This is a genomic window from Hymenobacter mellowenesis (assembly GCF_030581005.1).
GTDB lineage: Bacteria > Bacteroidota > Bacteroidia > Cytophagales > Hymenobacteraceae > Hymenobacter > Hymenobacter mellowenesis.
In genome coordinates, this window is the sequence record NZ_JAUQSX010000008.1 from 277,443 (window position 1) to 301,000 (window position 23,558).

The 23,558-nt window shown below is 61.7% G+C and carries 15 protein-coding genes; 9 read left to right on the plus strand and 6 right to left on the minus strand.

Annotated features, from left to right (window positions below; translation table 11 throughout):
* Positions 1–19: 19 nt before the first annotated feature.
* Complete coding sequence (locus Q5H92_RS16520) at positions 20–634, minus strand: 3'-5' exonuclease family protein (protein ID WP_305012653.1); 615 nt, start codon at positions 632–634, stop codon at positions 20–22.
* A 225-nt stretch (positions 635–859) separates the two neighbouring features.
* The gene (locus Q5H92_RS16525) at positions 860–1,597 is read right to left on the minus strand and encodes a DUF4197 domain-containing protein (RefSeq protein ID WP_305012654.1); all 738 of its coding nucleotides are present in this window, start codon (positions 1,595–1,597) and stop codon (positions 860–862) included.
* A 340-nt stretch (positions 1,598–1,937) separates the two neighbouring features.
* Here Q5H92_RS16525 and Q5H92_RS16530 point away from each other — a divergent pair, with 340 nt between their 5' ends.
* The 4 genes from Q5H92_RS16530 (at position 1,938) to Q5H92_RS16545 (ending at position 9,154) form a co-directional block, all read left to right on the plus strand.
* Entirely contained in the window at positions 1,938–2,690 is a 753-nt protein-coding gene (locus Q5H92_RS16530) for a hypothetical protein (RefSeq protein ID WP_305012655.1), read from the plus strand.
* Between the two features lie 78 nt (positions 2,691–2,768).
* A complete protein-coding gene (locus Q5H92_RS16535; protein WP_369811157.1) occupies positions 2,769–5,504 on the plus strand; it encodes a TonB-dependent receptor in 2,736 nt (911 codons plus the stop codon).
* Between the two features lie 2 nt (positions 5,505–5,506).
* Entirely contained in the window at positions 5,507–6,691 is a 1,185-nt protein-coding gene (locus Q5H92_RS16540; protein WP_305012657.1) for a DUF4249 domain-containing protein, read from the plus strand.
* 54 nt (positions 6,692–6,745) lie between these two features.
* A complete protein-coding gene (locus Q5H92_RS16545) occupies positions 6,746–9,154 on the plus strand; it encodes a hypothetical protein (RefSeq protein WP_305012658.1) in 2,409 nt (802 codons plus the stop codon).
* A 9-nt stretch (positions 9,155–9,163) separates the two neighbouring features.
* On the opposite strand, the gene Q5H92_RS16550 is transcribed toward Q5H92_RS16545, so the two are convergent.
* Entirely contained in the window at positions 9,164–11,389 is a 2,226-nt protein-coding gene (locus Q5H92_RS16550; RefSeq protein WP_305012659.1) for a S41 family peptidase, read from the minus strand.
* Between the two features lie 199 nt (positions 11,390–11,588).
* Between Q5H92_RS16550 and Q5H92_RS16555 the strand changes: the two genes are divergently transcribed.
* Positions 11,589–12,002: a 5'-3' exonuclease gene (locus tag Q5H92_RS16555; RefSeq protein WP_369811158.1), complete on the plus strand. Its 414-nt coding sequence runs from the start codon at positions 11,589–11,591 to the stop codon at positions 12,000–12,002.
* 92 nt (positions 12,003–12,094) lie between these two features.
* Here the strand turns inward: Q5H92_RS16555 and Q5H92_RS16560 are convergent, their stop codons facing one another.
* Complete coding sequence (locus Q5H92_RS16560) at positions 12,095–14,677, minus strand: T9SS type A sorting domain-containing protein (protein WP_305012660.1); 2,583 nt, start codon at positions 14,675–14,677, stop codon at positions 12,095–12,097.
* A 137-nt stretch (positions 14,678–14,814) separates the two neighbouring features.
* On the opposite strand from Q5H92_RS16560, the gene polA reads away from it, so the two are divergent.
* The gene (polA, locus tag Q5H92_RS16565; protein WP_305012661.1) at positions 14,815–17,706 is read left to right on the plus strand and encodes a DNA polymerase I; all 2,892 of its coding nucleotides are present in this window, start codon (positions 14,815–14,817) and stop codon (positions 17,704–17,706) included.
* A 31-nt stretch (positions 17,707–17,737) separates the two neighbouring features.
* On the opposite strand, the gene Q5H92_RS16570 is transcribed toward polA, so the two are convergent.
* Both Q5H92_RS16570 and Q5H92_RS16575 read right to left on the minus strand, forming a co-directional pair.
* Positions 17,738–18,886, minus strand: coding sequence for a hypothetical protein (locus Q5H92_RS16570; RefSeq protein WP_305012662.1), 1,149 nt, complete (start codon positions 18,884–18,886; stop codon positions 17,738–17,740).
* Positions 18,887–18,980: 94 nt separating this feature from the next.
* Complete coding sequence (locus tag Q5H92_RS16575; RefSeq protein WP_305012663.1) at positions 18,981–20,603, minus strand: hypothetical protein; 1,623 nt, start codon at positions 20,601–20,603, stop codon at positions 18,981–18,983.
* Positions 20,604–21,262: 659 nt separating this feature from the next.
* Here Q5H92_RS16575 and Q5H92_RS16580 point away from each other — a divergent pair.
* Genes Q5H92_RS16580 through Q5H92_RS16590 form a run of 3 tightly spaced genes read left to right on the plus strand, consistent with a single transcriptional unit; the run spans position 21,263 to position 23,458 of the window.
* Entirely contained in the window at positions 21,263–21,973 is a 711-nt protein-coding gene (locus tag Q5H92_RS16580) for a hypothetical protein (protein WP_305012664.1), read from the plus strand.
* Positions 21,974–22,022: 49 nt separating this feature from the next.
* Positions 22,023–22,676 (plus strand): hypothetical protein, encoded by a 654-nt coding sequence (locus Q5H92_RS16585; RefSeq protein WP_305012665.1) that lies wholly within the window; start codon positions 22,023–22,025, stop codon positions 22,674–22,676.
* The gene (locus tag Q5H92_RS16590) at positions 22,649–23,458 is read left to right on the plus strand and encodes a sensor histidine kinase (protein ID WP_305012666.1); all 810 of its coding nucleotides are present in this window, start codon (positions 22,649–22,651) and stop codon (positions 23,456–23,458) included. Before Q5H92_RS16585 ends, Q5H92_RS16590 begins: the two co-directional genes overlap by 28 nt.
* Positions 23,459–23,558: the final 100 nt, after the last annotated feature.

The window sequence follows — 23,558 nt, forward strand, 5'->3', positions numbered from 1 at the left end:
GGCTACCTCTGTGACGCACTCAAACGCCGTCATTCGGCTTAATAACCTGCTGATACACCGGCAGCTGGTAAAACGGCCGCAGCAGGCGCACCACGTCCAGGGCGTCGGCCAGGGCTTCGTGGGCCACTTCGCGGTCGTCGAAGCGGGCGCGGGCCTTGCAGATGCTCATGCTGGGCAGGCGCGAGTCTTTGTGCCAGTTGAGGTAGAAGGCGGCGGGGTCGAGCATGGCGGGCTCGGCGCGCACCAGCGTGCCGTAGCCGGGCAGCTCTTTCAGAAAGCCCAGGTCGAAAACGCCGATGTTCTTGCCCGCCATTGTCACCGACACGCAGTCTTTCGCATCGGCCCGAAAGCCCTGAGCCAGCAGAAACTCGCGCAGCTGCGGCAGCAGCTCGTCGGGCGTGCATAGCTCGGGGTTGAATTCCTTTTGAGCGAGTTCCTGCAGCAGGCGGGCGTTGAGGGCCAGGGCGCCGGCCGTGCCCACGTACTCGGGGTGGCGCACCACGCGCCGGAAAGCGGGCAGTTCGGCCAGCGGCAGCGGGTGGCGCGAGTCTTCCACCACGGCCGCTAGCTCCAGAATCTGGTGGCGGCGCGGGTTCGAGCCGGAGGTTTCAAGGTCGAGGGAAACGTAGCGCATGGGCTTCGTTTACGGCGGAGCGGCGGGTGAGGAACGAATTGGGTCGATTTTTTAAATGGGTACGTACTGCTGGGCTTCGTTCTGGCGGGCGCCTCACCCCCGGCCCCTCTCCCAAAGGAGAGGGGTGCCTAACGATTTGAGGATGGGGCATAACCGGTGCCCCCTCTCCTTTGGGAGAGGGGGTCAGGGGGTGAGGCGCCCGTTAGAACGCAGCAACCCCTTCACTCACCCCCCAAACACCTTTTTCAGCAGCTCGGTGGTGCGGGCCACGGGGTTTTGGCGGATGTTGGCTTCTTCCTGAGCGATGAGCGTGAACAGGCCGTCAATAGCCTTGCCGGTGGCGTATTGGTTGAGGTCAGTTTGCACGGGCTGCACCAGCGGCAGACGGTTATAGGTGGTACTCAGTTGGGTGTAGTACTTGGTAGCGCCCACTTTGTCGAGGCTTTGCTGGATGATGGGCTGAAACGCGGTGGTGAGCTGGCCGGTGGTGGTGCGCTTGAGGTACTGCGTGGCCGCGTCGGACTGCCCGCTCAGAATATTCCACACATCCGTGAACGTCAGGCTCTTGATGGCATTCAGAAAAATGGGCTTGGCGCTTTGGGCGGCGTCTTCGGCCCCGCGGTTCAGACTCAGCTCAAAGGCATCAACCTGACTGCCCAGGCCCAGGGCCCGCAGCTTGGTGGCCACGCGCTGCGCATCGGGTGGAAAGGGAATGCGGATGAGTGAGTTCAGGTTGAAGCCGTCGGTTTTCGAGGCTTGGTCGGCCCCTTTGCTGATGCCCTGGATGAGGGCTTCCTTGAGGCCGTTGGCGGCGTCGGTGTTGCTCACGCCGGCGGGCGCGGTGCCGGTGGTTTTGCCCATCGGGGGCAGCTTGAGGTTGCCGATTTTGGGCAGGGAAATTTGGGCCGAAGCGTGCAGGGCCGCGCCCAGCCCAAGCGCCAGCAGCAGAACGTAATTTTTCATAAGCTCAAACGAATGGGGTAAGAATAGAAAGCCGCAATAGGCGTTGACCTACTGAATTTGCGGCCCGGATGCGGGCAAACTTAGCCGGGCACCGGGCGCGGCCCTGCTCCTTATCGACCATCGGGCAACCTCTCACGACCGGCACCGGTCATCCATCGGCTGGCCCCAGGCAATGGCTCGCGGGCGGCTTAGGACTATTAACCGAGAATTTTATCTGATAAAAAGCCCGCTCAACGACGGCTGAAGCGACGGGGGCGGCAAGTACCGCAGCCCCAAAACCAAACATGTTGCGCCTAACCCCTAGCTTAGAGGTTCCTTACTGCCACATTCCGTCCTTTTCATGAAACTACAACGCCTTGCCGGCCTGGCATTGCTTTGCGTGCCGCTGTTTGGCCAGCGCGCGGCCGCCCAGACGGCCGCCCCCACGGCCGCGCTGGCCTCGGCGGTGGCCACGGCCGAGCAGCAGTATGCGGCGGCTTTTGCGCTGCCTTCGCAACTCTACAACGGCCCCGAATACATCGACTACGCCCTGCCCTACCGCGTCAGGATAGGGCACCAGTTTTTTTTGGAGCCTACGCGGCAGCCGGGGGCGGTACTCTACAACGGCCATTACTTCGCCAACCTCTTGCTGGCCTATGATGTGGTGAAAGACCAGGTGGTGCTCTCGCCGCCTCGTAGCCCGCTCTCGCTGCGGCTCATCAACGACAACGTGCAGTCTTTTTCGGTGAGTAGCCACCGCTTTGTGCGGCTGGTGGCCGACAGCGCCAGCCGGCGCGTCATCGAGACGGGCTACTACGAAGTGCTGCTCGATAGCACCGTGCAGGTGCTGGCCCGGCGCTCCAAGCGCCTGCAGGAACACGTTGCCCAGCAAATCATCAGCGTGGAGTTTGTACCTCAGGACGAGCTGTTCATCAAAAAAGCCGGCACCTACTACCCCGTGGGCCGCAAGGCGGCCGCGCTACGCGTGTTTGCCGACCGCGGCAAGGAGGTGCAGGAATATGCGAAAGCCCAGAAGCTGTCCTTCAAGAAAGCCGCGTTTGAGGCGTCGGTGGTGCAGCTGGCCCGCTACTATTCCGGGCTGGCCGCGCGGTAGGGGCCGGCCTTTTCAGCATTTGAGCGTTATCGATTTCCTTTCATGAAGCATTGTTATTCTACCTGTTGCAGCCTGGTTGTGCTGCTTCTGCTGAGCTTGACCAGCCACGGCCAACAAGCCGAGAAAACCGTTACCGGCGACTTCAATCATGTGCTGTTTGAGCAGTTTGCCAGCCAGGTGGAAGCCCAGACGGCCTACCGCTTTTACTTCGACCCCGCGGCCGTGGACAGCCTTTTTGTGACGCTGCGCGTGCAGGCCCAGCCCGTGGATGTCGTGCTGCGCGAAGCCCTGCAAAACACCAAATTCCGCTTCGCCCTCGACGACGAGCGCCGCGTATTCGTGACCAGCGGCGCGGTGATTTCGGGCGCCCCGGCCGCCGATTTCTACGAGCCTCGGCCCGTGGCCCCGGCCGCGCTGGCCCAGGCCGATGCCGACCCCAGCGCCCCCGCGCCCACCCGCTCGCGCCTCATCAGCGCTTCCGAATACAAGGTGTATGAGATTGGGGCCGGTGGCGGCGGTGGGCGGGTCACGCTGGCCGGCCACATCCGCGACCAGAAATCGGGCGAGCCGGTGATTGGGGCGTCCATCGTGGCCGAGTCGCTGAACGTGGGGGCTACTACGGACCAGTTCGGCTTCTACTCGCTCACGCTGCCGGCCGGGCGCTACGACCTAAAAATCCGGGGTTTGGGCATCAAGAACACCAAGCGCCAAGTGGTGCTGCGCGGCGACGGCAAGCTGGAGATTGAGGTGGAGGAAGACATCATCACGCTGAAGGAAGTGGTGATTGAGGCCGAAAAGGACAAGAACGTGTCGGGCATGCAAATGGGCCTGGAGAAGCTGGATATCAAGACCATGCGCCAGGTGCCCACGGCCTTCGGCGAGACGGACATTCTGCGCGTCATCATGACCTTGCCGGGCGTGAAAACGGTGGGTGAAGGCAGCACCGGCCTCAACGTGCGCGGCGGCGCCACCGACCAGAACTTGATTCTGTTCAACGACGCCACTATCTACAATCCGTCGCACCTGTTCGGCTTTTTCTCGGCCTTCAACCCCGACATTTTGCAGGGCGTGGAGCTGTACAAAAGCGCCATTCCGGCCAAGTACGGCGGGCGCCTGGCGTCGGTGCTGGACATTACGACCCGCGAGGGCAATAAGAAAAAGTTTGGCGGTGCGGGCGGCATCGGCCCGCTCACCAGCCGCGTCACGCTGGAAGGGCCCATTGCGAAAGACAAAAGCTCGTTCATCGTGAGCGGCCGGGCCAGCTATTCGGACTGGATTCTGAAGCAGCTGTCGGACCGAAACTTCGCCAAGAGCGCAGCCTCGTTCTACGACGTCACGGCCCACGTCATGCACGAGGTCAACGAGAAGAACACGCTCTACGCCACCGGCTATTTCAGCACCGACCGGTTTCGGCTGGCCAGCGACACGACATATAGCTACCGCAACCAAGCCGCCAGCCTGAAGTGGCGCCACAACTTCAACAACCAGCTCTACGGCGTGCTTACGGGCACCTACAGCCACTACGACTACGACGTGACCACCACCCAGAACCCGGTGTCGGCCTCGCAGCTCAAGTATGCCGTCGGCCAATCGGGCCTGCGGGCCGATTTCAGCTACTATCCTAACAGCAAGCACACCATCGACTTCGGTGGCAGCACGCTGCTCTACAACATCGCGCCGGGCAGCTTCCTGCCGCTGGGCGAAAAGTCGCTGATTCGGCCCGACGTGCTGGGCAAGGAGCGCGCCTTGGAAAGCGCTCTGTACGTGTCAGATAAGTTCGACATCACGTCGCGATTTTCGATTTCGGCGGGCTTGCGCTTCTCATTCTTCCAGGCGCTGGGGCCGCGCGAGGTGTACCAGTACGCGCCCGGCCAGTCGCGCTCCGAATCCACGATTATCGACACGGTGCAGTACGGCTCGAACAAGGTGCTGGCCTCGTACCAGGGGCCGGAATACCGGCTGTCGGCGCGCTATTCGCTGGACGACAAGTCGTCGGTGAAGGGCAGCTACACCCGCACGCGCCAGTACATTCACCAGCTCACAAACACGGCCTCGGTGTCGCCGACCGACGTGTGGAAGCTGAGCGACAACAATATCCGGCCACAGGTGGGCGACCAATACTCGCTGGGCTACTACCGCAATTTCAAATCGAACACCATTGAGGTGTCGGTGGAGGGCTACTACAAAACGCTGCGCGACTTCGTGGATTACAAGAGCGGCGCCACGCTGGTGCTCAACCACCACATCGAAACCGACATCATCAACGCCGAGGGCAAGGCCTACGGGGTGGAGTTTTTCGTGAAGAAGCTCACCGGCAAGCTCAACGGCTGGGTGGGCTACACCTATTCCCGCTCCCTGGTGCAGGTGAACGCGGCCACCACCTCCGACATGGTGAACGGCGGCCAGTACTACCCCAGCAACTTCGACAAGCCGCACGATTTCACGCTGGTGGGCAACTACCGCTTTTCGCGCCGCTTCAGCACCAGTGTAAACGCTACTTATAGCACCGGCCGGCCCATCACGTTGCCGCTGGCCAAATACTACCTCAACAACTCGCTGCGCGTGTACTACTCCGACCGCAACGCCTACCGCGTGCCCGACTACTACCGCATCGACCTGGCACTCAACATCGAGGGCAGCCACAAGGTTAAGAAGCTGGCCCACAGCTCCTGGACGGTGGGCGTGTACAACCTCACTGGCCGCCGCAACCCGTATTCCGTGTATTTTAAATCGGTGGGCGGCCAGATTAAGGGCTACCAGCTGTCCATTTTCGGCAACCCGATTCCGACTGTCACTTACAACTTCAAATTCTGATAATGCGCTTCTCCTCCCTATTTGCGCTGCGCCGCTGGCTGCCCGGGGCGCTGGCGCTGCTGGCCGGCTGCACCGACTCGTTCGCGCCCGACGTCACGACCTCGCCACCGAGCCTGCTGGTGGTCGATGGCTTTCTTAATAGCCAGGGCGTGACCACCATCAAGCTCTCGCGCGCCTACGCCATCGCCTCGAAAACGGCCGCGCCCACCGAGACCCGCGCCACGGTGTACATCGAGGACGAGGCCGGCACGCGCCTGCTGCTGACCGAAACCAGCGTGAAGGGCACCTACACCTCGGCCGCCCAAACCTTGAACCCGGCCCGCAAGTACCGCCTGCACCTCAACACACTGGCCGGCAAGGAGTACGCCTCCGACTACGTGCCCGTGAAGACCACGCCTGCTATTGACGCCGTGACCTGGCGCACCGACAACGAGGGCCTTAACATCTACGTGAACACCCACGACGCCACCGGCAACAGCCAGTACTACCGCTGGGACTATGTGGAAACCTGGGAAATTAACCCCATTTACCGGCCCCAAGTGGAGTATGTGAACGGCGCCATGCGCGACATTGTGGTGCCGTTTCCGACCATCTGCTGGGGCACGGCCCCTTCAACGCCCATTCAGATTGCCAAAACCACGGCCCTGACCCAGGATGTGGTGTCCGATTTCCGGGTACGGCAGTTGCCCACCACGTCCAACCTGCTCGACAGCCGCTATAGCATTCTGGTGCAGCAGCACGCCCTCACTAAGGAAGAGTACGGCTATTGGGAATTGCTGCGCAAAAACACTGAGAGCATCGGCTCGCTGTTCGACGCGCAGCCCGCCCAGCTCACCGGCAACGTGCGCTGCCTCAACAGCCCCTCGGATGCGGCCTTGGGCTTCATCGGGGCTCATTCGATGACGGAAAAGCGGATTTTCATCCGGCGGGCGGAGCTGCCGCGCGCCTGGCTGGTGAAGAACGGCTACGAAAGCTGCCAGCCGCCCGACAGCGTCTTTTTTGACCGCGGCATGCCGCCGCCGAACCCGGCCCAGGTGCTGCAGTCCATTTTTGGCGCGGGCAGCGCGCTGCCCATCGAGGAGCTTTACAACAAAATGGGCGTCCTCAACGGCTACACGGCCAAATCCCGGGACTGCATCGACTGCCGCACGCGCGGCACCTCCGTTAAGCCCAGCTTCTGGCCCTAGGCCGTGTTTTTTTTAGCAGCATTGAAGCGTCGTACCCGCATGGTTTTTTTTCAGATGAATAAGCGCGCCCTGGCCGGCCTGGGGCTGCTGCTGGTTCTGGGTTGGAGCACGGCCCGCCCGGCCGCCGCCCAAACCGCCCCGCTCGATTCGCTCGACGGCCTCACCGGCAGGCTGCTGCGCTACGAGCGGCGCGGCCCGCACGAAAAGCTGTTTCTGCACCTCGACCGCCCCACCTACCTGAGCGGCGAAATGATGTGGTTTAAGATTTACGCCGCCGACGGCACCCACGCCCGCCCCCTGGCCCTGAGCAGCGTGGCCTACGTGGAAGTGCTGGATGCCGACCAGCAGCCCGTGCTCCAAACCAAGGTGGCCCTGCAAAAAGGCAGCGGCCAGGGCTCGCTGGGGCTGCCCACGGCCCTGGTGGCGGGCAGCTACACGGTGCGGGCCTACACCAGCTGGATGAAAAACTTCAGCCCCGACGCCTACTTCCACCGCCCCATCACGGTGATTAACACGCAGTCGGCCTCCGGCGCCGGCGCCCGCGACTCGGCCGCTTCGTACGACGCGCAGTTCTTTCCCGAAGGCGGGCACCTGGTGCGAGGCCTTCGCAGCCGGGTGGCGTTCAAAATCACCGATAAGGCCGGGCGCGGCGTGGCCGCCGAGGGCAAGGTGCTCAGCGCCAGCGGCGCCGTGGTAGCCACGTTTCGCACCCTGCGCTTCGGCATGGGCCATTTCGACTTCACCCCGGCGGCCGGCCCCGACACCTACACCGCCAGCATCACCCTGGGGCCAAAGCGCATCCTCACGCGCCCACTGCCCGCGCCCGCCGAGCAGGGCTACGTGCTGCGCCTCGACGACACCGGCCCCGACCAGCTGACCCTGACCGTGAGCGCCAGCGGCGTCCCCGCCGAAACGCTGTCCCTGCTGGCCCACTCGCGGCAGCAGGTGGCCGTGGCCACGCGCGAGCCGCTGCGGAACGGCAAGGCCGTGTTTGTCATCAACAAAAGCGCCTTGCTCGATGGGGTGTCGCACCTCACGCTGTTCAACGCCGACCGCAAGCCGGTGTGTGAGCGGCTATATTTCCGGGCGCCGCAGCAGCTGCTGAGCATCACGGGCCGGGCCGACAAGGCGCAGTACGGTACCCGCGATAAGGTGAGCGTACAGGTGGCCACGGCCGCGCTGCCCGCGGCGGCAGCGGCCAATCTGTCGATGGCCGTGTACCGGCTCGATTCGCTGACCACGACGCCCGGCCCGGGCATCGACCGTTACCTCTGGCTCACGTCAGATTTGCAGGGCACGGTGGAAAGCCCCGATTATTACTTTACCGCCACTGGCCCCGAGGCCGCCGAAGCCACTGACAACTTGCTGCTCACGCAGGGCTGGAGCCGTTTCCGGTGGGAAGACGTGCTGGCAGCGCCCAAACCGTTTGAGTTTCTGGCCGAGCCGTATGGCCCTGTCATTCAGGCGCAGGTACTGCGCGCCGATACCCGCCAGCCGCGCACGGGCGTCACCACCTACCTGGCCTCGCCCAGCCGCATTGTGGACCTGAGCGTGGCCGCCAGCAATGAGCAGGGCATCGTTCGCTTTGAGCGCAACCGCTTCGGTGGCTCCCGCGACATCGTGCTGCAAACTGACCCCGGCCAGGACAGCACCAGCTTGCTCACGGTGCTCAGCCCGTTTTCGGGGCGCTACGCCACGGGGCCGCGCCCGGCGTTCGGCATCACGCCGCGCTTCCAGCAGGACTACGCCCGGCGGCACTTCCAGGCCCAGGTGCAGAACGTTTTTGCGGGCAAGCACCGCAACCGCTACGCCGCCGAGCGGGTGGACAGCCTGGCCTTTTTTGGCAAGCCCGATGAGACATACCTGCTCGACAAGTTCACGCGCTTTAAGGTGATGGAGGAGGTGCTACGCGAGTACGTGCCGGGCGTGGTGGTCCGCATTCGCAAAGACGGATTCCACCTGCTGGTGGTGGACCGGCTGAACAAAACCGTGCTGTCGGAAAACCCCATGGTGCTGCTCGACGGCGTGCCGGTGTTCAACATCAACAAGATGATGGCCATGAACCCGCTCAAGATTCGCAAGCTCGACGTGCTGGACGGCCGCTACTTCCACGGCCCGGCCGTGTACAACGGCATCGTGAGCTTCACCACCTACAAAGGCGACCTCGAAGGCTTCCCGCTCGACCCGCGCGTGCTGGTGCAGGAGTACGAAGGCGTGCAGCGCCAGCGCGAGTTCTACGCCCCGCGCTACGACACGCCCGAAGCCGCCAAAAGCCGCCTGCCCGACCTGCGCAACCTCCTCTACTGGAACCCCGAAATCAGCCTGGCTGGTCCCGCTGCCAAAACGCTGGATTTCTACACCGGCGACCAGGCCGGCCGCTACCTCGTGGTGCTGCAGGGCCTGGCCACCAACGGCCTGGCCGGCAGCCGCAGCTTTGTGCTGGACGTGAAGCCGGCGCTGTAGCCGTGGGGGCTACTTGCCGCTTTTGGCCAGCTGCAGGGCCGTTTCCAGGATGAGGTCCTGCCCCTGACGGACGGACGCGAGGGTGGGCGTCACCAACACGTCGGGCTGGATGCCGATGGCGTGGTGGCGGCTGCCGTCGGCGTTTTTCACCAGCATGCCGCTGTAGCTCACCGAGAAGCCGCTTTGCAGCGGCACGTAGCTGATGCCGCCGTTGGCCCCGGAGGTGGGCCGGCCCACGAAGGTGCCCAAGTGGAAGCCCCGCAGCAGGCCCAGGAAGGTTTCGGGGTGGCTCTGGGCCGCCACGTCGGTCAGGAAATACATCTTGCCGGACAGGTGCTGCGCGCCGGGCTCCTTGCGCACCACGTTGGGGCTGTAGCGGATGTTTTCCTGGTCGGGCCGGAGCATATCCATATTGTAGGTGATGGTGGTTTCGGCCGGCGCCTTCAGCAGCATCGGAATCAGGGAGTACACGCCGTTGCCGGGGTAGTTGCGGATGTCGAAGATGACGGATTTGGCCTGGGCCAGGGTTTGAAATTCGGCGGGGCTGAGTGTTTCCGGCATCGTGGCCAGGTTGTAGTAGTAGATGCCGGGCGCCAGCCAGCCGTTGGGCCGCTGGGCGGTAATCAGGTTGCCGGTCTGGTAGTTGGGCGTGAACATTGTCCGGGGCTGGCGCACGGTGAGGGTGCTGTCGCCCCGGCGCAGCGTCAGGGTGGTCGGCTGGTCCTTGGGCCCGTCGGCCAAAGCCAGCAGCGCCCGGAATTCCTTGTTCTGAGGCGAGCCGGAAATGCGGCTGGCCTGCTCCTGCAACACCTTTTCGGCCGCCACGCCGTCGATGGTCAGCACCACATCGCCCCGCCGCAGCTGCGGGGCCAGCCGGGGAGTCAGCACCTGCAGCACCACTACCTGGCCCTCCACTTTGCCCAGGTAAGCCGGCACGGTGTAGTGCCGCGAGCTGTACGCCGAGTGCATGGCCCAGGCGTGCCCGTCGTTGAGGGCAGCCGTCATCAGCTCCAGGGTGCGCTGGAATTCCAGCGTGGAATTTTCGCGGTAGGCCCGGCGCAGGGTCTGGTGCAGCAGCGTGTCGGGCGTCACAGTGGCGCTGCCCCAGTAGGCGTAGCCGTGCCGCATGGCATTCCAGGCTTCGATGACGTTGGCCAGCCGCACCTCGGGCAGCCCAATGGTGCGCTCGCCCTGGTAGCGGGCCCACTCGGCCGGGTACTTCGTCCGGTCGTTGGCCTTGATGTGCAATTGGTTGAGCCGAAGCGAATCAGCCAGCGGGTAGGTGTGGGCGGCGTTGGCGGCCAGCGCCAGCGGCACGGTGCAGCTGATGCCCGGTGCGACTTCGCGGGTCACGTAGTCGCCCAGCCGCGACTGCTCCTTGAACAGCGGCTCTGCCAGCAGGTCGGGCGATGTGAAATCTATTTCAACCGTCTGTTTATCGCTTGCTTTATCAGACTCGCCTTGTACCGGACTCAGCTTCACTTTTTTGCCTTTCACGATGGCCGAGATGGTCACGTTCAGACTGTCCTCAAAGCCAGCCGGTGCCCCCAGCGCCAAGTCCAGCCGCTGGGCTGCCGAGTCGAGGCGGCCGCTGAAGAGGTAGTGGTTGCCCGCCGCGGCTACGGCCTGGTTGGGGCGTTGCTGGGTGGCGCGGCGGTTTTCGGTGCCGCCCAGCAGCTGGCGGTGGGTGATGGTGAACGTGGCCGGGGGGCTGTTCTTGCCGCGCCGCCAGCTCAGGTCCACCTCATAGGGCTGGCCGGCGTAGGCGCTGGCATCCATGCTCACGGCCAGCGGCGTGGTGCTGCCCGGGGTGCCGGGCCGGTTCAGCCGGACGCTCTGATACATCTTGCCCTTGCCGGTGTACAGGCCCTGGTGCTGCCACGAAACCACTTTGGTGGCGTGTGCCGACCCAGGTGGCTGCAAGGTGGCCGGGTCGAACTTCACCGGCTGGCGGGTGGAGAATACCCGGATGGTGGGCCCCAACGGCTGAAATAGATTATTCAACTCCCGAATCAGCTCGGCGTCGTTCTGCACGGCCAGCATCTGGCGGCTGCCCTTAGTGGCCAGCATGGGCCAGGAAATCGTCTGAGCCTCGTCCGAAGGGTGGAAATAGCGCACGTAGCCGAAGAGGCGGGCGAAGGCCGACAGGTTCTTTTCCTGCTGCTTGCTCAACGCTTGCGGGGCCTGCCCCCGCGCCCCAAAAGCCAGCAAAACAAAGGGCAGCAGGAGACGCATTTTCTTCATATTAAGGAGTTGATTTCTACCAGTTGCTTGCCCGTGCGCCGCCAGCCATCCAGGCCGCGCCGACGCTCCAGGTTATCAGATACCGAAACCCGGCGAGGTGTTGCAAAGGTTGAAATTATTGGCACTTGAAGGAGTGACCAGCGCGTCAGCGAGGCCGGTTTTTTCGCACCTCATTCATTACCGCCGGCCTTTGCCGCTCCATACCAAGGCCCAGCGCCAGGCCATACCCGAGGACATCGGCATCGCCCTGCCCTACATCAAGAAGATTATCCAGGGCTTCCACATCCCCATCCTGATGATGGAGGGCTACGAAGCCGACGACGTCATCGGCACGCTGGCCCAGAAGGCGGAAAAGGACGGCTTCGAGGTGTTCATGATGACGCCCGACAAGGACTACTGCCAGTTGGTGACGGAGCACATCAAAATCTACCGCCCCGCCTTCATGGGCAACGCGGCCGAAATCCTGGACGTGGCCCACGTGCTGGCCCGCTTCGAGATTGAGCGCGTGGAGCAGGTCATTGACATTCTGGGCCTGCAGGGCGACGCCTCCGACAACATCCCCGGCAGCCACAGCTTCGTGCTGGATGTGAAGCCGGCGCTGTAAAGGCCCGCCCGGGCTTGCTCTACAAAAAAGGGCGGTGCCGGCTTCAAAGCCGGGCACCGCCCTTTTCATATTGTTGTCGTCTTACCGCTGCCCTATTCCACCACGATGCACCGGGTGGCCGGGCCGCTGGCATAGTCCACGCGCAACACGTACAGGCCCGGGGCCAGCGCGACGGTGCTGAGCGAAACGTCGGCGGCTGTTGCTTCCTGGCTGACGACGGTTTTGCCCAGCGCGTTGAGCAGGCTCACGCGCTGCGGGCGGGCGCTGGCTTCAAGGCGCAGGTGCAGTACGTCGTGGGCCGGCACGGGCCAGGCCTGAATGCGGCTGCCCTCCTGGGCGGCGCGCACGGCCAGCACGCCTGTGGGCAGGAAGCGGGCTAGTCCCGAGGACGGCTGCCCTGCGGCTTGGAGGAAATAGCCACCGGCCAGAATGGCCCCATCGGGCTGCACCACAATGTCGGCCACGGAGGGCCCACGGCTCAGGTACCGCGCAGTGGCCAAGCCGGTGGGGGGCGCGGTCAGCACGCCGGTATTGAAAGAAGCATCCAGCCGTCCGGTTGCGTCGAGGCGTACCAGCGGGTAAGTAGGCGCTTGGAACTGGTTGACCGTCTGCACCGAGCCGCCTACTAGGATGCGGCCGTCGCTTTGCACGGCCAGCGCCACAATGCCCGACTCCTGATTAGTTGCCGTTGTGATGGGCGAGATGGGCGCGACGAATCCCGACAATTCAGCGCCGGTGGCCGTGAAGCCTTCCACCAGCCGGATGCGGGTATTGCTTGCATTGAAGATACCGCCCGCCACGTAGCCGCCAGCAGGCCCCTCGGCCACTACATGGGGGCCATAATCATCAAAACCATTGCTAGCCGTATTCACATAATTAAAAGCGGGGTCGGGCGCCCCCGTGGCCAGCAGCCGAACCAGCTTGTTCTGGTAGCGCGGGGCCACACTGGCGTCCCGCACCACGCAGACAATATTCCCGTTGGCTTGTACCAAGCCATTGCTCACCACGGGCAGCGTGGCCGGCGGCGCAAACGTGGGCTCGACGCTGCCATCGGCGTTGAGCCGGGTGAGGTTGGCCTTGCCGGCCGCATCGACAAAGGCGCCTCCTACCACGATTCGACCATTGGCCTGCGCCGCCAACAACCGGATATTGGCCAGGTCTGGAACGCTCGCCGTAAGCGCGGGCACGAAACCGGCATCCGTGGCGCCGCTGGTGGTGAGCCGCACAAACACTGGTTCGGAATCACCAATGTTGCCGCTGCCGTTGTAGATAAACCCCGCCACCAGCAGTTGCCCATCGGCTTGTGCCGCCAGGGCCGTGAGTTGCCAGCTGCCGCTTCGGGGCTGGCGCCAGGCAAAAGTTGGGTCGGGCTGGCCGCTGGGCAGCAAGCGGGCAATGCGGTCGGTCGGGTTTCCATCGACGCTATTGAAACGGCCCGAAATGAACAGCTTGCCGTCGGCTTGGCGCACCAGCTTGTCCAGCTCGGCCGGCTCCTGCAGCAGGGGCGCAAAGCCGGCGTCGAGCCCGCCGCTGGGCTGCACTAGGGCCACAGTGCGGCGCTGGCCGGCGTAGTTGTTCATGTTGCCCCAGGTCAGGAAGCTGCCATTGGCCAGCCCCCGAATGCCCCACACGTAGCTATCGGGGCCAGTGCCTTGCTGGAACGCGGCATCCACCGCGCCCGTTGCCTGAAGCATGATAAGTTGTTTGTCAAACATCTTATTTGCCGCCGCAGTGTAAGCATCGGCTCTTATCAGTACCTGGCCGCCGGCCAGCACGTCCATCTCATAGAAGTAGCGCCCCGCCAGGCTGGCGGGCGCAGTAAAGCTCGGGTCGAGGGCCCCGGTGCTGAGCAGCCGGCACAGCGGCTGCGTGGCGCCCGTGGCCGTGAGGGAAAAAAGCCCCCCCACCAGCACGGCGCCGTTGGCATCCAGCGCAAGGGTGTTCACCCTTTGCGACCCAACTACCCCGATGGCTGCCTGAAAACCGGTATCGCGGCTGCCGTCGCCATTGAGCCGAATGACGTTGTAGCCGTTGTTATTAGCCTGAAAGCCGGCCAGAAGAATCTTTCCGTCGGGCTGCAGCAGCATGTTAGTGGGGCCCGAGTTTGTGGCCAGCACCGGCGCAAAGCCAGTATCGGGCGAGCCGTCGCTCAGCACCCGAAACACTTCCGGCCCCACCCCCAACCCCGAGCCCATGATGAGAATACGCCCGTTGGGCTGCACAATGGCCTTGCGCAGGAAAGGCACCGGGCTCACGTTGGGCAGCACCAAGTTCAGGGAGGGGTCCAGCGTACCGTCGGCATTCAGCCGAAACAACAGGTTGCGCTGCACGGTGCCCGCCTGGTAGCTGCCCTGCACCAGCAGCTGGCCGTTGGGCATGGGCACCAGCTTTTTAATATTCATGGCCGCATTACTCAGGTTTTGCCGGAAAACCTGGTCCTCTACCCCGGCGGCGCTGAAGCGCGCCAGGGCTTTGCTGGCCTGGCCGTTGGCGCGGGTGAAGGTGCCGGCCACCACGTACTGGCCGCTGGGCATCTGGGCAGCGTCGACGATAACCGCTTCGCCGTAGAGTTCGGGGATGTGGAAGGCCGGGTCGAGCGTTTGGGCCCAGAGTTGGCCGGGAAGCCGGAGCAGCAAGGCCAGCAACAAAATCGAAAAGCGTAATTGATTGACCATTTGAATGAAGGAAGGTGGAAGATGTGGAAGGAACCTGATTCACTGCTTCTGTATTGCGCGAATACCTGACTATTCAGAAGGTTGCTGAGACAGGCAAAAATCCAGCCACCTATTCGGTTCCAACGTACTTTCGCCCTATGACCGACCCCGCCGCCGCCACCCCCAAGAAGCTCTTCCTGCTCGACGCGTTTGCCCTCATCTACCGCTCGCATTTCGCGTTCAGCAAAAACCCGCGCATCAACTCCAAAGGCATGAACACGGGCGCCGTGCTCGGCTTCACCAACACGCTGGTGGAAGTGCTGCAAAAGGAAAAGCCCACCCACATCGGCGTGTGCTTCGACGGGCCGAAAAAGACCTTCCGCCACGAGCAGTTCGCCGCCTATAAGGCCCAGCGCCAGGCCATGCCCGAGGACATCGGCATTGCCCTGCCCTACATCAAGAAGATTATCCAAGGCTTTCACATTCCCATTCTGATGATGGAGGGCTACGAGGCCGACGACGTCATCGGCACGCTGGCCCAGAAGGCGGAAAAAGAGGGCTTCGAGGTGTTCATGATGACGCCCGACAAGGACTACTGCCAGCTGGTGACGGAGCACATCAAAATTTACCGCCCCGCCTTCATGGGCAACGCGGCCGAAATCCTGGACGTGGCCCACGTGCTGGCCCGCTTCGAGATTGAGCGCGTGGAGCAGGTCATTGACATTCTGGGCCTGCAGGGCGACGCTTCCGACAACATCCCCGGCATCCCCGGCATCGGCGAGAAGACGGCCAAAACGCTCATTCAGAAGTACGGCTCGGTCGAAAACCTGCTGGCGAATGTGGACGAGCTCAAGGGCAAGCAGCAGGAAAACGTGCGCAACTTCGCCGAGCAGGGCCTGATGAGCAAGGAGCTGGCCACCATCCACGTGAACGTGCCGCTGGAGTTCGAGCCCGAAAAGCTGGTGCTCGACGCGCCCGACGAGGGCACGCTGCGCGAGCTGTTCGACGAGCTGGAATTCCGGCAGCTGGCTGCCCGCATCCTGAGCGGCGGGGGCCCCGAGCGCACGCCGGCCGGCGTGGCCGCGCCCGGCTCCAAGCCCGTGCGTCGGCCCCGGCTGGTGCCCGGCGGCCAGGCCTCGCTCTTCGGCAACCCCGGCGATGAAGCCGTGGCCATTGGTGCCGAGGAAGGCGAAACGGCCGGTTTCGGCGCGCCCGCCGGACCGCGCAAGCGCCTCGAAGACGTGCCCTACAACTACCACCTGATGGACACGCCCGAGCTTCGCAAGTCGCTCATTGAATTTCTGTTGCAACAGGAGGAAGTGAGCTTCGACACCGAAACCACCGGGCTGGATACCATGACGGCGCGGCTGGTGGGCCTCAGTTTCTCGTGGCTGCCGGGCGAGGCCTATTACGTGCCCGTGCCGACGGAGGACCAGGCCGCCGTGCAGGCCGTTGTGGACGAGTTCTGCCCGTTTTTCGAGTCGAAAACCATCCTGAAAATCGGTCAGAACATCAAGTACGACCTCACCATCCTCAAGCACTACAACGTCAATATCTCGGGGCCGCTGTTCGATACCATGCTGGCCCATTACCTCATCGAGCCCGACATGCGCCACAATATGGACGTGCTGGCCGAAACCTACCTGCACTACTCGCCGGTGAGCATTATCGAGCTCATCGGCCCCAAGGGCAAGAAGCAAATCACGATGGCCGACGTGCCGCCCGCCCAGGTGAAAGACTACGCCTGCGAAGACGCCGACGTGACCCTGCAGCTCAAGCACGTCTTCGAGCCCATGCTGAAGGACCTGGGTTTGCTGGGCTTGCTCAACGACGTGGAAAACCCGCTGGTGCCCGTGCTGGCCGACATCGAGTACGAGGGTATTCGGATTGATTCCGGGGCCATGAACGAGTATTCGGCCGAGCTGCAGGGCTACATCGGGGAGCTCGAAACCCAGATTTTCCGCGAGGCCGGGCAGGAGTTCAACATCGGCTCGCCGAAGCAACTGGGCGAGGTGTTATTCGACAAGATGGACATCGGCAAGGGCAAAGTCAAGAAAACCAAAACCGGCCAGTACGCCACCGGCGAGGAAATCCTGAGCCAGCTGGCCGCCGAAAACCCCATCGCCGCCCTCATCCTCGAATACCGCCAGCTCACTAAGCTGCGCAGTACGTACGTGGAGGCCCTGCCCCAGCTGGTGAGCGTGGTGGATGGCCGCGTGCACACCAACTTCAACCAAGCCGTGGCCGCCACCGGCCGCCTCAGCAGCACCAACCCCAACCTGCAGAACATCCCCATCCGCACGGAGCGGGGCCGCGAAATCCGCAAAGCCTTCGTGCCGCGCGACGACCAGCACGTGCTGCTGGCGGCCGACTATTCGCAGGTGGAGCTGCGCATCATGGCCGACTTCTCGGGCGATAAAACCATGATTGAAGCTTTCCGCCTGGGGCAGGACGTGCATACCAGCACGGCCAGCAAGGTATTCCGTGTGCCGCTGGAGGAAGTGGACAGCGAGATGCGCCGCAAGGCCAAAACGGTCAATTTCGGCATCATCTACGGCATTTCGGCCTTCGGGCTGGCCCAGCGCATCGGCATCAGCCGCAAGGAAGCCACGGAAATTATCGAAACGTACTTCCAGGAATTCCCCTCGGTGAAGGCGTTCATGGACGACAGCATCAACCGCGCCCGCGAGCTGGAGTACGCCGAAACGCTGCTCAAGCGCCGCCGCTACCTGCGCGATATCAACTCGCGCAACGCTACGCTGCGCGGTTACACCGAGCGCAACGCCATCAATGCCCCCATCCAGGGCACGGCCGCCGACATCATCAAAATGGCCATGATTAACATCCACCACTGGCTGCGCGAGGAGAAACTGGGCACCAAGATGATACTACAGGTGCACGACGAACTCGTGTTCGACGCCGTGGCCGAGGAAGTGGACTACATCACCCCAAAAATCAAGGAACTGATGACCACGGCCCTGCTGCTGCCCCACGGCGTGCCGCTGGAGGTGGAAGTGGGTAGTGGGCGCAACTGGCTGCAGGCGCACTAGGCACATGAGAATCAATAAGTGTCTACAGGCTTTACTCCGCTGGCAGAAGCTTAGGCTGTAAAGTCAGCGATAACGAGAAAGGGAAGTTGTCGCGAATGAAAGCCGACCCGTAGTGATACGTACCGGAAACCTGCAATACATCGGTAATACCGATTCCAGCCATTACCTGCCCTACCAACATTCCACTCATATCAGTGCGGCCCAAGTTGTCATAAAACATTGCGTTACCCCATACCCGCCCCACGCGCACAGTAGTAAACGGTGTAATTGTTTTATTAAAGCCTCGGTAGTAAGCAGACAGTTCAAGACCAAGGTCCGAATGGTAGGCAAAATCAGAAGAGGTCGAACCGGCTTGCGGTAAGTCAGTAGCAATTTTATTGAGTGTCACGAGCTTAACCCCTACTGCGTCGTCATCAGTATGAAAGTAGGCCAGTGGAAGCGTGGCTGAGAGCAAAATATTGCCGCCGCCGCCCACCAAGCGCTGCAGAGATGCCTCGTTCTTGGCTTCAGCCGGGCTCTCGGCCTGGCTGCCGTTGCTACCTACCAGCGTGGTGCCAAATGCCACGCGCCACCAGCCTACATAGTCGCCGTATAGTTCGTTGTAGAGAGAAAGCTTGCCGGTATTGGGGTTGATAACGGTCAAAGACTTTGCGAGAAACTCAGCCCCCGGCCGGGAATTCAATGTATTGAAAAACAAGGGTGCATCCTGTCGGCTGCTAACCGGCATAAACTTAAGCCGCTTCACGTTAAGCCGATGGTACCGGCAGTAGGCCTGGCGTTCAGTGAAAGGGGCAATGCGTCGAGGAATGCCATCCCGCTTTTCATCTAATTTCATTTGGGCCTTCCGGTAGTCGATGGGGTTTCCTGGCTGAGCATTTAGTCTTGTGCGGACGTCATCAATGCTGTCGTTAATCTGCTTGGATAAAGCCTGAGCCAGTCTCTGCTGAACTTGCTCTTGAACAAGCCAATAATTCCTGAGTGTACAGTTTCGCATCTTTCTATCGCAGCGCTGCTTAGCCAGCGCAGATGAGCCTGAACAAACAGAAAAAGTTTTGTTGCATTGGTTTATAGTTACTGCTTCATTGCTTCCCCCCGGGGCGTTGAAGCGCAGGGGCATCGTTTGCGCCAACGCTGCAAATGGTAGCCACAAAAGCGCTGCCGTATAGTATAGTAGTTTCATAATTGTTCGAAAACTTGAAGAGAAGAATGATGGGCCTTTTTTCCGGTGAGTGCCGACGCAGTCTTGTCCACGTCTGCATGCTGCCCGGCAAAACTTATTTGTCTGGCAGCACTTCGTTGTAGCGCTTCAGTGGATTTTTTATTACCCGCCCTTTCCACGAGTTAAAGCCCAGTTTGAGGCTGACGGTGTGATAGGCTGGCAATGCCGATGTATCGTAGTCGTACCCTAGGGCCAGCCGCCACGAGTACAGGAAGCGACGGCCGAAATCTTCGCCTACATTCCACGCCAGGCTAGCGCCTGATACTACGGCCCATTCTGGCTGCGAAACCAGTGGCATTACCCCAACGCCGATGCGCCCTTGCAGGGTGGCATTAAGCATGGGAACCACCAATACATTAGGGGCATACAACCCTTCAACCTGAATGGCCCGGCCTAGCGCCAAAGCCTTGCCGTCGGCAGTAAGATGGCGCTGGGCATAGCCGGGCTGCGCGGAGGCGGTCAGCGCGTAGCCGTGCGGAATACGCCGCCAGAACACCCCGCGCTCATCTGCCCCGGCCGGTGTCCAATGATGGTTCATCTCCACGCCCCAGCCCCAGGCATCGCGGCCGAAAGCGTGGCCCGATGCGGCAACCACATACCAACTGTTCATTGGGAAGCGGTCGAAAGTAAATGCATTGAGACTCTGTGCCCATTCGCCGGCTTTACTCTGTCCGGGTTTTGGCACATGAGGCGTGTAAGTATAAGCAGCGCCGAAAACAAAGGGGATGGTTTCCGATTTACCGTCGCCAAGGGTTCCGGTGGCATACACAAAGTCATTGCCTTGCACAGTACAGCCCTGCGGCTGGAAATACGCTTGGGCGTAGCTGCGCCACAAATCGTCAATAGCCGGGGCATTGGCATTCGCTATTAACTGCGCTCGATAGGTTGTTACAAGCAATTCTTCCAAAGCAATGGCTGCAGCATTTGCCAAAGGGCTCAGGGCCTGCGTTACGCCTTCGGTACCCCGCCAGCATTTATCGGCCTTGGCCTGTGCCACGCGGTGCAACATCGCCATGGTGCGACCGGAACAGTTATCTCGCGCAGGCTCAAACTCTTTAGCTCCTTGAGGCCAGCCAAAGCGTGACAGCCGCCAGCCTTTCACGGCGACCAACCCATTCAAATCGGGTGTACGGGTTGCATGCTCAGGGGAATACGAGTCGCCCACAACGTGCATTAGCACGTAAATGCCCCGGCCGGCTTGGCTAGCCCCCTGACTGTTCCTGATAGTTTCCCGGAAAAAATAATACATCATCCTGAAACAATCGGGCAGCACCCCTTGCAACAGTTTCTGCTGGCGTTGCTCCAAGCTGGCCGGCTGGTTTCCTATTTTAAGTTTGGCCGCCTGCACAACTGGTCGGTTAGGCGCCATGAAGTGGTATACTTGCCTGTCTTGGGCAAATTGCCGCTCGAAGGAGATGTCCGGGTAGGTAGTATGAACTACCAAATCGGCCACGTCTTCCTTTAAGACATTGGCTTCATACAGCTTATGCAAGATACTGAGTCCATCGGGCAGGCCCTGACTGGCTGGCCGGGCCTTCAGGCGAGCGTAAGCCTCCCGCTCAATGGCAGCATGACCATCGGCTTCGAATGCATTCGCCGTAGGCGCAAAACCCAGTAGCGGCGCCAAAATAGCAGCGGAAGCGAGAAAAAATAATGGTATTCTACACAGCTTTTTCATGGTATTCTTTAAAATCCCACGGATTAGGACCCGTGCTGAAACATGACTCTTGAGGTCTAAGCATGAGATGCTGCTAAAGCGTAATGGACAGGCACCTTAAACTCGGCACTTCACATTCTCTATAGTCTGTTATCGTGTCTGTTATCGCGCATAACAAGTCGTTACCTGCATCGCGAGAGCTTTAGTAGTTGAAGAAACCCAGCAAGGCCAGAGAAAGGAAGAAAGCAATGTCCTTTTGGAGTAGGCAGCGTATCAACGGGTGCGAGGCATGTGTTCTATTGTGGTATGGATACTTCGCATCCGCACCGCCGAAAATGGCTGAACTATGCCAACCCGCTACGGTCTTAGGCGTTCCTGTTTTTCTACAGTTCAGCATAAGGCTGGCATAAATCGAACACCACAAAGAGAGCGCCTGCCACCCTCGGATTTCACCGTAAAATCCCGGGATTTTTAAATCAGGTAATCTCCCCCGATTAACCACGTAGAACTACCTGATTTTGCTGCTCCGTATTCCTACGCGGAGGGCTACAGAGCACGGCCCAAAGAGGCTTTTTATCCTGCAATGGGCCGGCCAATGGCTGGCGGCGAGTGGCGAAGCGACTTGGTGGCCCTTGGTTATTCGGCTACATTTAGGCCCCTAACCATTCAAATTCTTCATTATGCCCCACGCCCTTACTCCCCGTCAGATTGATGCCGGTGATTTCAACGACTACACCCAGTCTTGGCGGCAGTTGATTGACGGCTCCGATACCGATGCGCTCCGCGCCTGTTTCGAGAGCAACGACGCGTTGCTGAATTACGTGTTTCTGCCTCAGACGCTGGTTACGGGCCTGCTGGCCGGCAACGGCACGGCAGAAATTCGTACCAAGTTTGCCCTCGCGCCCCGCAATACCGACCAGACGCCGGTGTTCACGATGGTGTTCTACGGCATCGACCGCAACCAAATTCCGACCACCGCTTACTATCTGGCTGGTGTAGCCGCGTGGCCGGCCACGCTCGGTCAGCCGTTGATTGAGCAGATGGACACCCGGATATCTTTCGAGCAGGCTTACACCTGGATAACGCGCTGGCACAACCTAATGCCTGACCAGATGCGCTTCGACTTGTTCAAGGCCGATAAGGGACGCCTGCGGGGCTATACCCACGACCTCCCGGATTTTGAGCAGGCCATTGGGCTGCCCGGGAACGGCGAAGAAGCCGCCCCGGCGCTCTGGCTCAATTTTGCCCTGCCCAGCTACCACACCGCCGAGCTCTTCGGCACAGTGCTGACGCGCAACAGCGAGCCCGACGAGGACAACGCCGGCACCTTGCGGCTGGCCGAAGACGAGTTCTACTTTGATATTTCCCGGCCCTGCCCGCCGGCCTGCTAACCCAACGTGAATTGCCGGCCGCGGCGCCCCGGCGGCTAGCCCTCGTGGTATGCCCTATTTCGTGAAGGACCTTGTGCTCGAAGCCTCGTTTGTGGCGGTGGGGGCGGCGGGCGTGGTGGGGGCGGTGCGCTTCCGGCGCCTAGGCTCCACGCTGCGCTACCTGGTGGCCCTCATCGGCTGGACGCTTTTTATGGAAGTAGCGTCGCGGGTGCTGGTGGCGCAGCAGCGGTCGAACCTGTTCCTGTTTCCGCTCGATACGTTGGTGGAATTCGGGCTGCTGGCCGGGCTCTACCGGAGGGCCTTGTGGCCCTCGGCCGTGAGCCGCGGGCTGCCGGCGGTGGCGGCGGTTTTTGCGCTGGTGTCGCTGCTCTCGTACCTGGAGCCCGCCGCGCTGCTGCGCTTCAACACCGGGCAGCGCTTTGCCGAAAGTCTGCTGGTGCTGGGCCTGGCACTGCTGTATTTCTACAAAGTCATCCGCGAGCTGGTGATAGTGCACTTGCAGCGCGAGCCCCTGTTCTGGATTTCGGTGGGCTTGCTGCTGTACTTCGCGGGCAATGTATTTATCTTTATATCCAGTAATTATGTCATGCAGCATTCGTCGGCCCTGAGCCTGCGGCTGTGGGACATTCACGCCTGGCTTTACATGGTGCTTTATGGATTGTTCGCATGGGCCCTGTGGATAAGTCCGTCGACCAAGAGATAGTTGGGCTGCTGTATGCCGGCGTGGTGGCCATGCTGCTGCTGGCCGCCGCGCTGGTGGCCTTTTTTCTGATTTACCAGAAAAAGCTCATTGGCCAGCAGCTGGCGCTGCAAACCATGCAGAGTGCCTACCACAAGGAGCTGCTTGTGGCCTCCATTCAGGCCGAGGAACAGGAGCGCCAACGCATCGGCAACGACCTGCACGACGGCATGGGCTCGGCGCTGTCGGCGGCCAAGATGCTGATGGGGCAGCTGGCGCCCGCGGTGGCGGGCCACCCGCAGGGGCAGGAAGTGGTGGCCCTCATCGACGACATTCTGCACCATTCGGTGCAGGACCTGCGCCACATTTCCCAGAGCCTGCACCCGGCCGTGCTCACCCGGTTTGGCCTGGCCAAAGCCCTGCACAACCTGGGCGTGGTATGCGCCGGCGCCTTTGCCGGGGGCATCGACGTGCAGGTGGACATGGCCATCGCGCTGACGCAGGCGCAGGAGCTGGCCCTCTACCGCATGGTGCAAGAGGCCGTGAACAACGCCATGAAGTACGCCCAGGCTTCGCGCCTGACGGTGCAGCTGCGCCAACTCCCCGCCACCCTGGCCCTCACGGTGACGGACGACGGCCACGGCTTCGATTACGCCACCGCGCAGCTCAGCGAAAAAGCCGGGCTGGGCCTGAAAAGCCTGGCCGCCCGCGCCAGCATGCTCGACGCCGTGCTGCGCCTGGACTCGGCTCCAGGGCGGGGCACATGCGTGTGCGTCGAGATTCCGCTGGCGAAGCTGAGCAGCTAGTGGGGCGGGCCGGCTCATGGTTAGACCCGGAATTTAAAATGACAGCATAAAATATTTCGATTTTTAGGTATTTAGCCTTCGCGTGGCGTTATAAATGGCC

Bases quoted from the DNA above. Each gene is read 5' to 3' on its own strand.
- Q5H92_RS16520 (WP_305012653.1), bottom strand. From the start codon at position 634: ATGCGCTACGTTTCCCTCGACCTTGAAACCTCCGGCTCGAACCCGCGC.
- Q5H92_RS16525 (WP_305012654.1), bottom strand. From the start codon at position 1,597: ATGAAAAATTACGTTCTGCTGCTGGCGCTTGGGCTGGGCGCGGCCCTG.
- Q5H92_RS16530 (WP_305012655.1), top strand. From the start codon at position 1,938: ATGAAACTACAACGCCTTGCCGGCCTGGCATTGCTTTGCGTGCCGCTG.
- Q5H92_RS16540 (WP_305012657.1), top strand. From the start codon at position 5,507: ATGCGCTTCTCCTCCCTATTTGCGCTGCGCCGCTGGCTGCCCGGGGCG.
- Q5H92_RS16545 (WP_305012658.1), top strand. From the start codon at position 6,746: ATGAATAAGCGCGCCCTGGCCGGCCTGGGGCTGCTGCTGGTTCTGGGT.
- Q5H92_RS16550 (WP_305012659.1), bottom strand. From the start codon at position 11,389: ATGCGTCTCCTGCTGCCCTTTGTTTTGCTGGCTTTTGGGGCGCGGGGG.
- Q5H92_RS16560 (WP_305012660.1), bottom strand. From the start codon at position 14,677: ATGGTCAATCAATTACGCTTTTCGATTTTGTTGCTGGCCTTGCTGCTC.
- polA (WP_305012661.1), top strand. From the start codon at position 14,815: ATGACCGACCCCGCCGCCGCCACCCCCAAGAAGCTCTTCCTGCTCGAC.
- Q5H92_RS16570 (WP_305012662.1), bottom strand. From the start codon at position 18,886: ATGAAACTACTATACTATACGGCAGCGCTTTTGTGGCTACCATTTGCA.
- Q5H92_RS16575 (WP_305012663.1), bottom strand. From the start codon at position 20,603: ATGAAAAAGCTGTGTAGAATACCATTATTTTTTCTCGCTTCCGCTGCT.
- Q5H92_RS16580 (WP_305012664.1), top strand. From the start codon at position 21,263: ATGCCCCACGCCCTTACTCCCCGTCAGATTGATGCCGGTGATTTCAAC.
- Q5H92_RS16585 (WP_305012665.1), top strand. From the start codon at position 22,023: ATGCCCTATTTCGTGAAGGACCTTGTGCTCGAAGCCTCGTTTGTGGCG.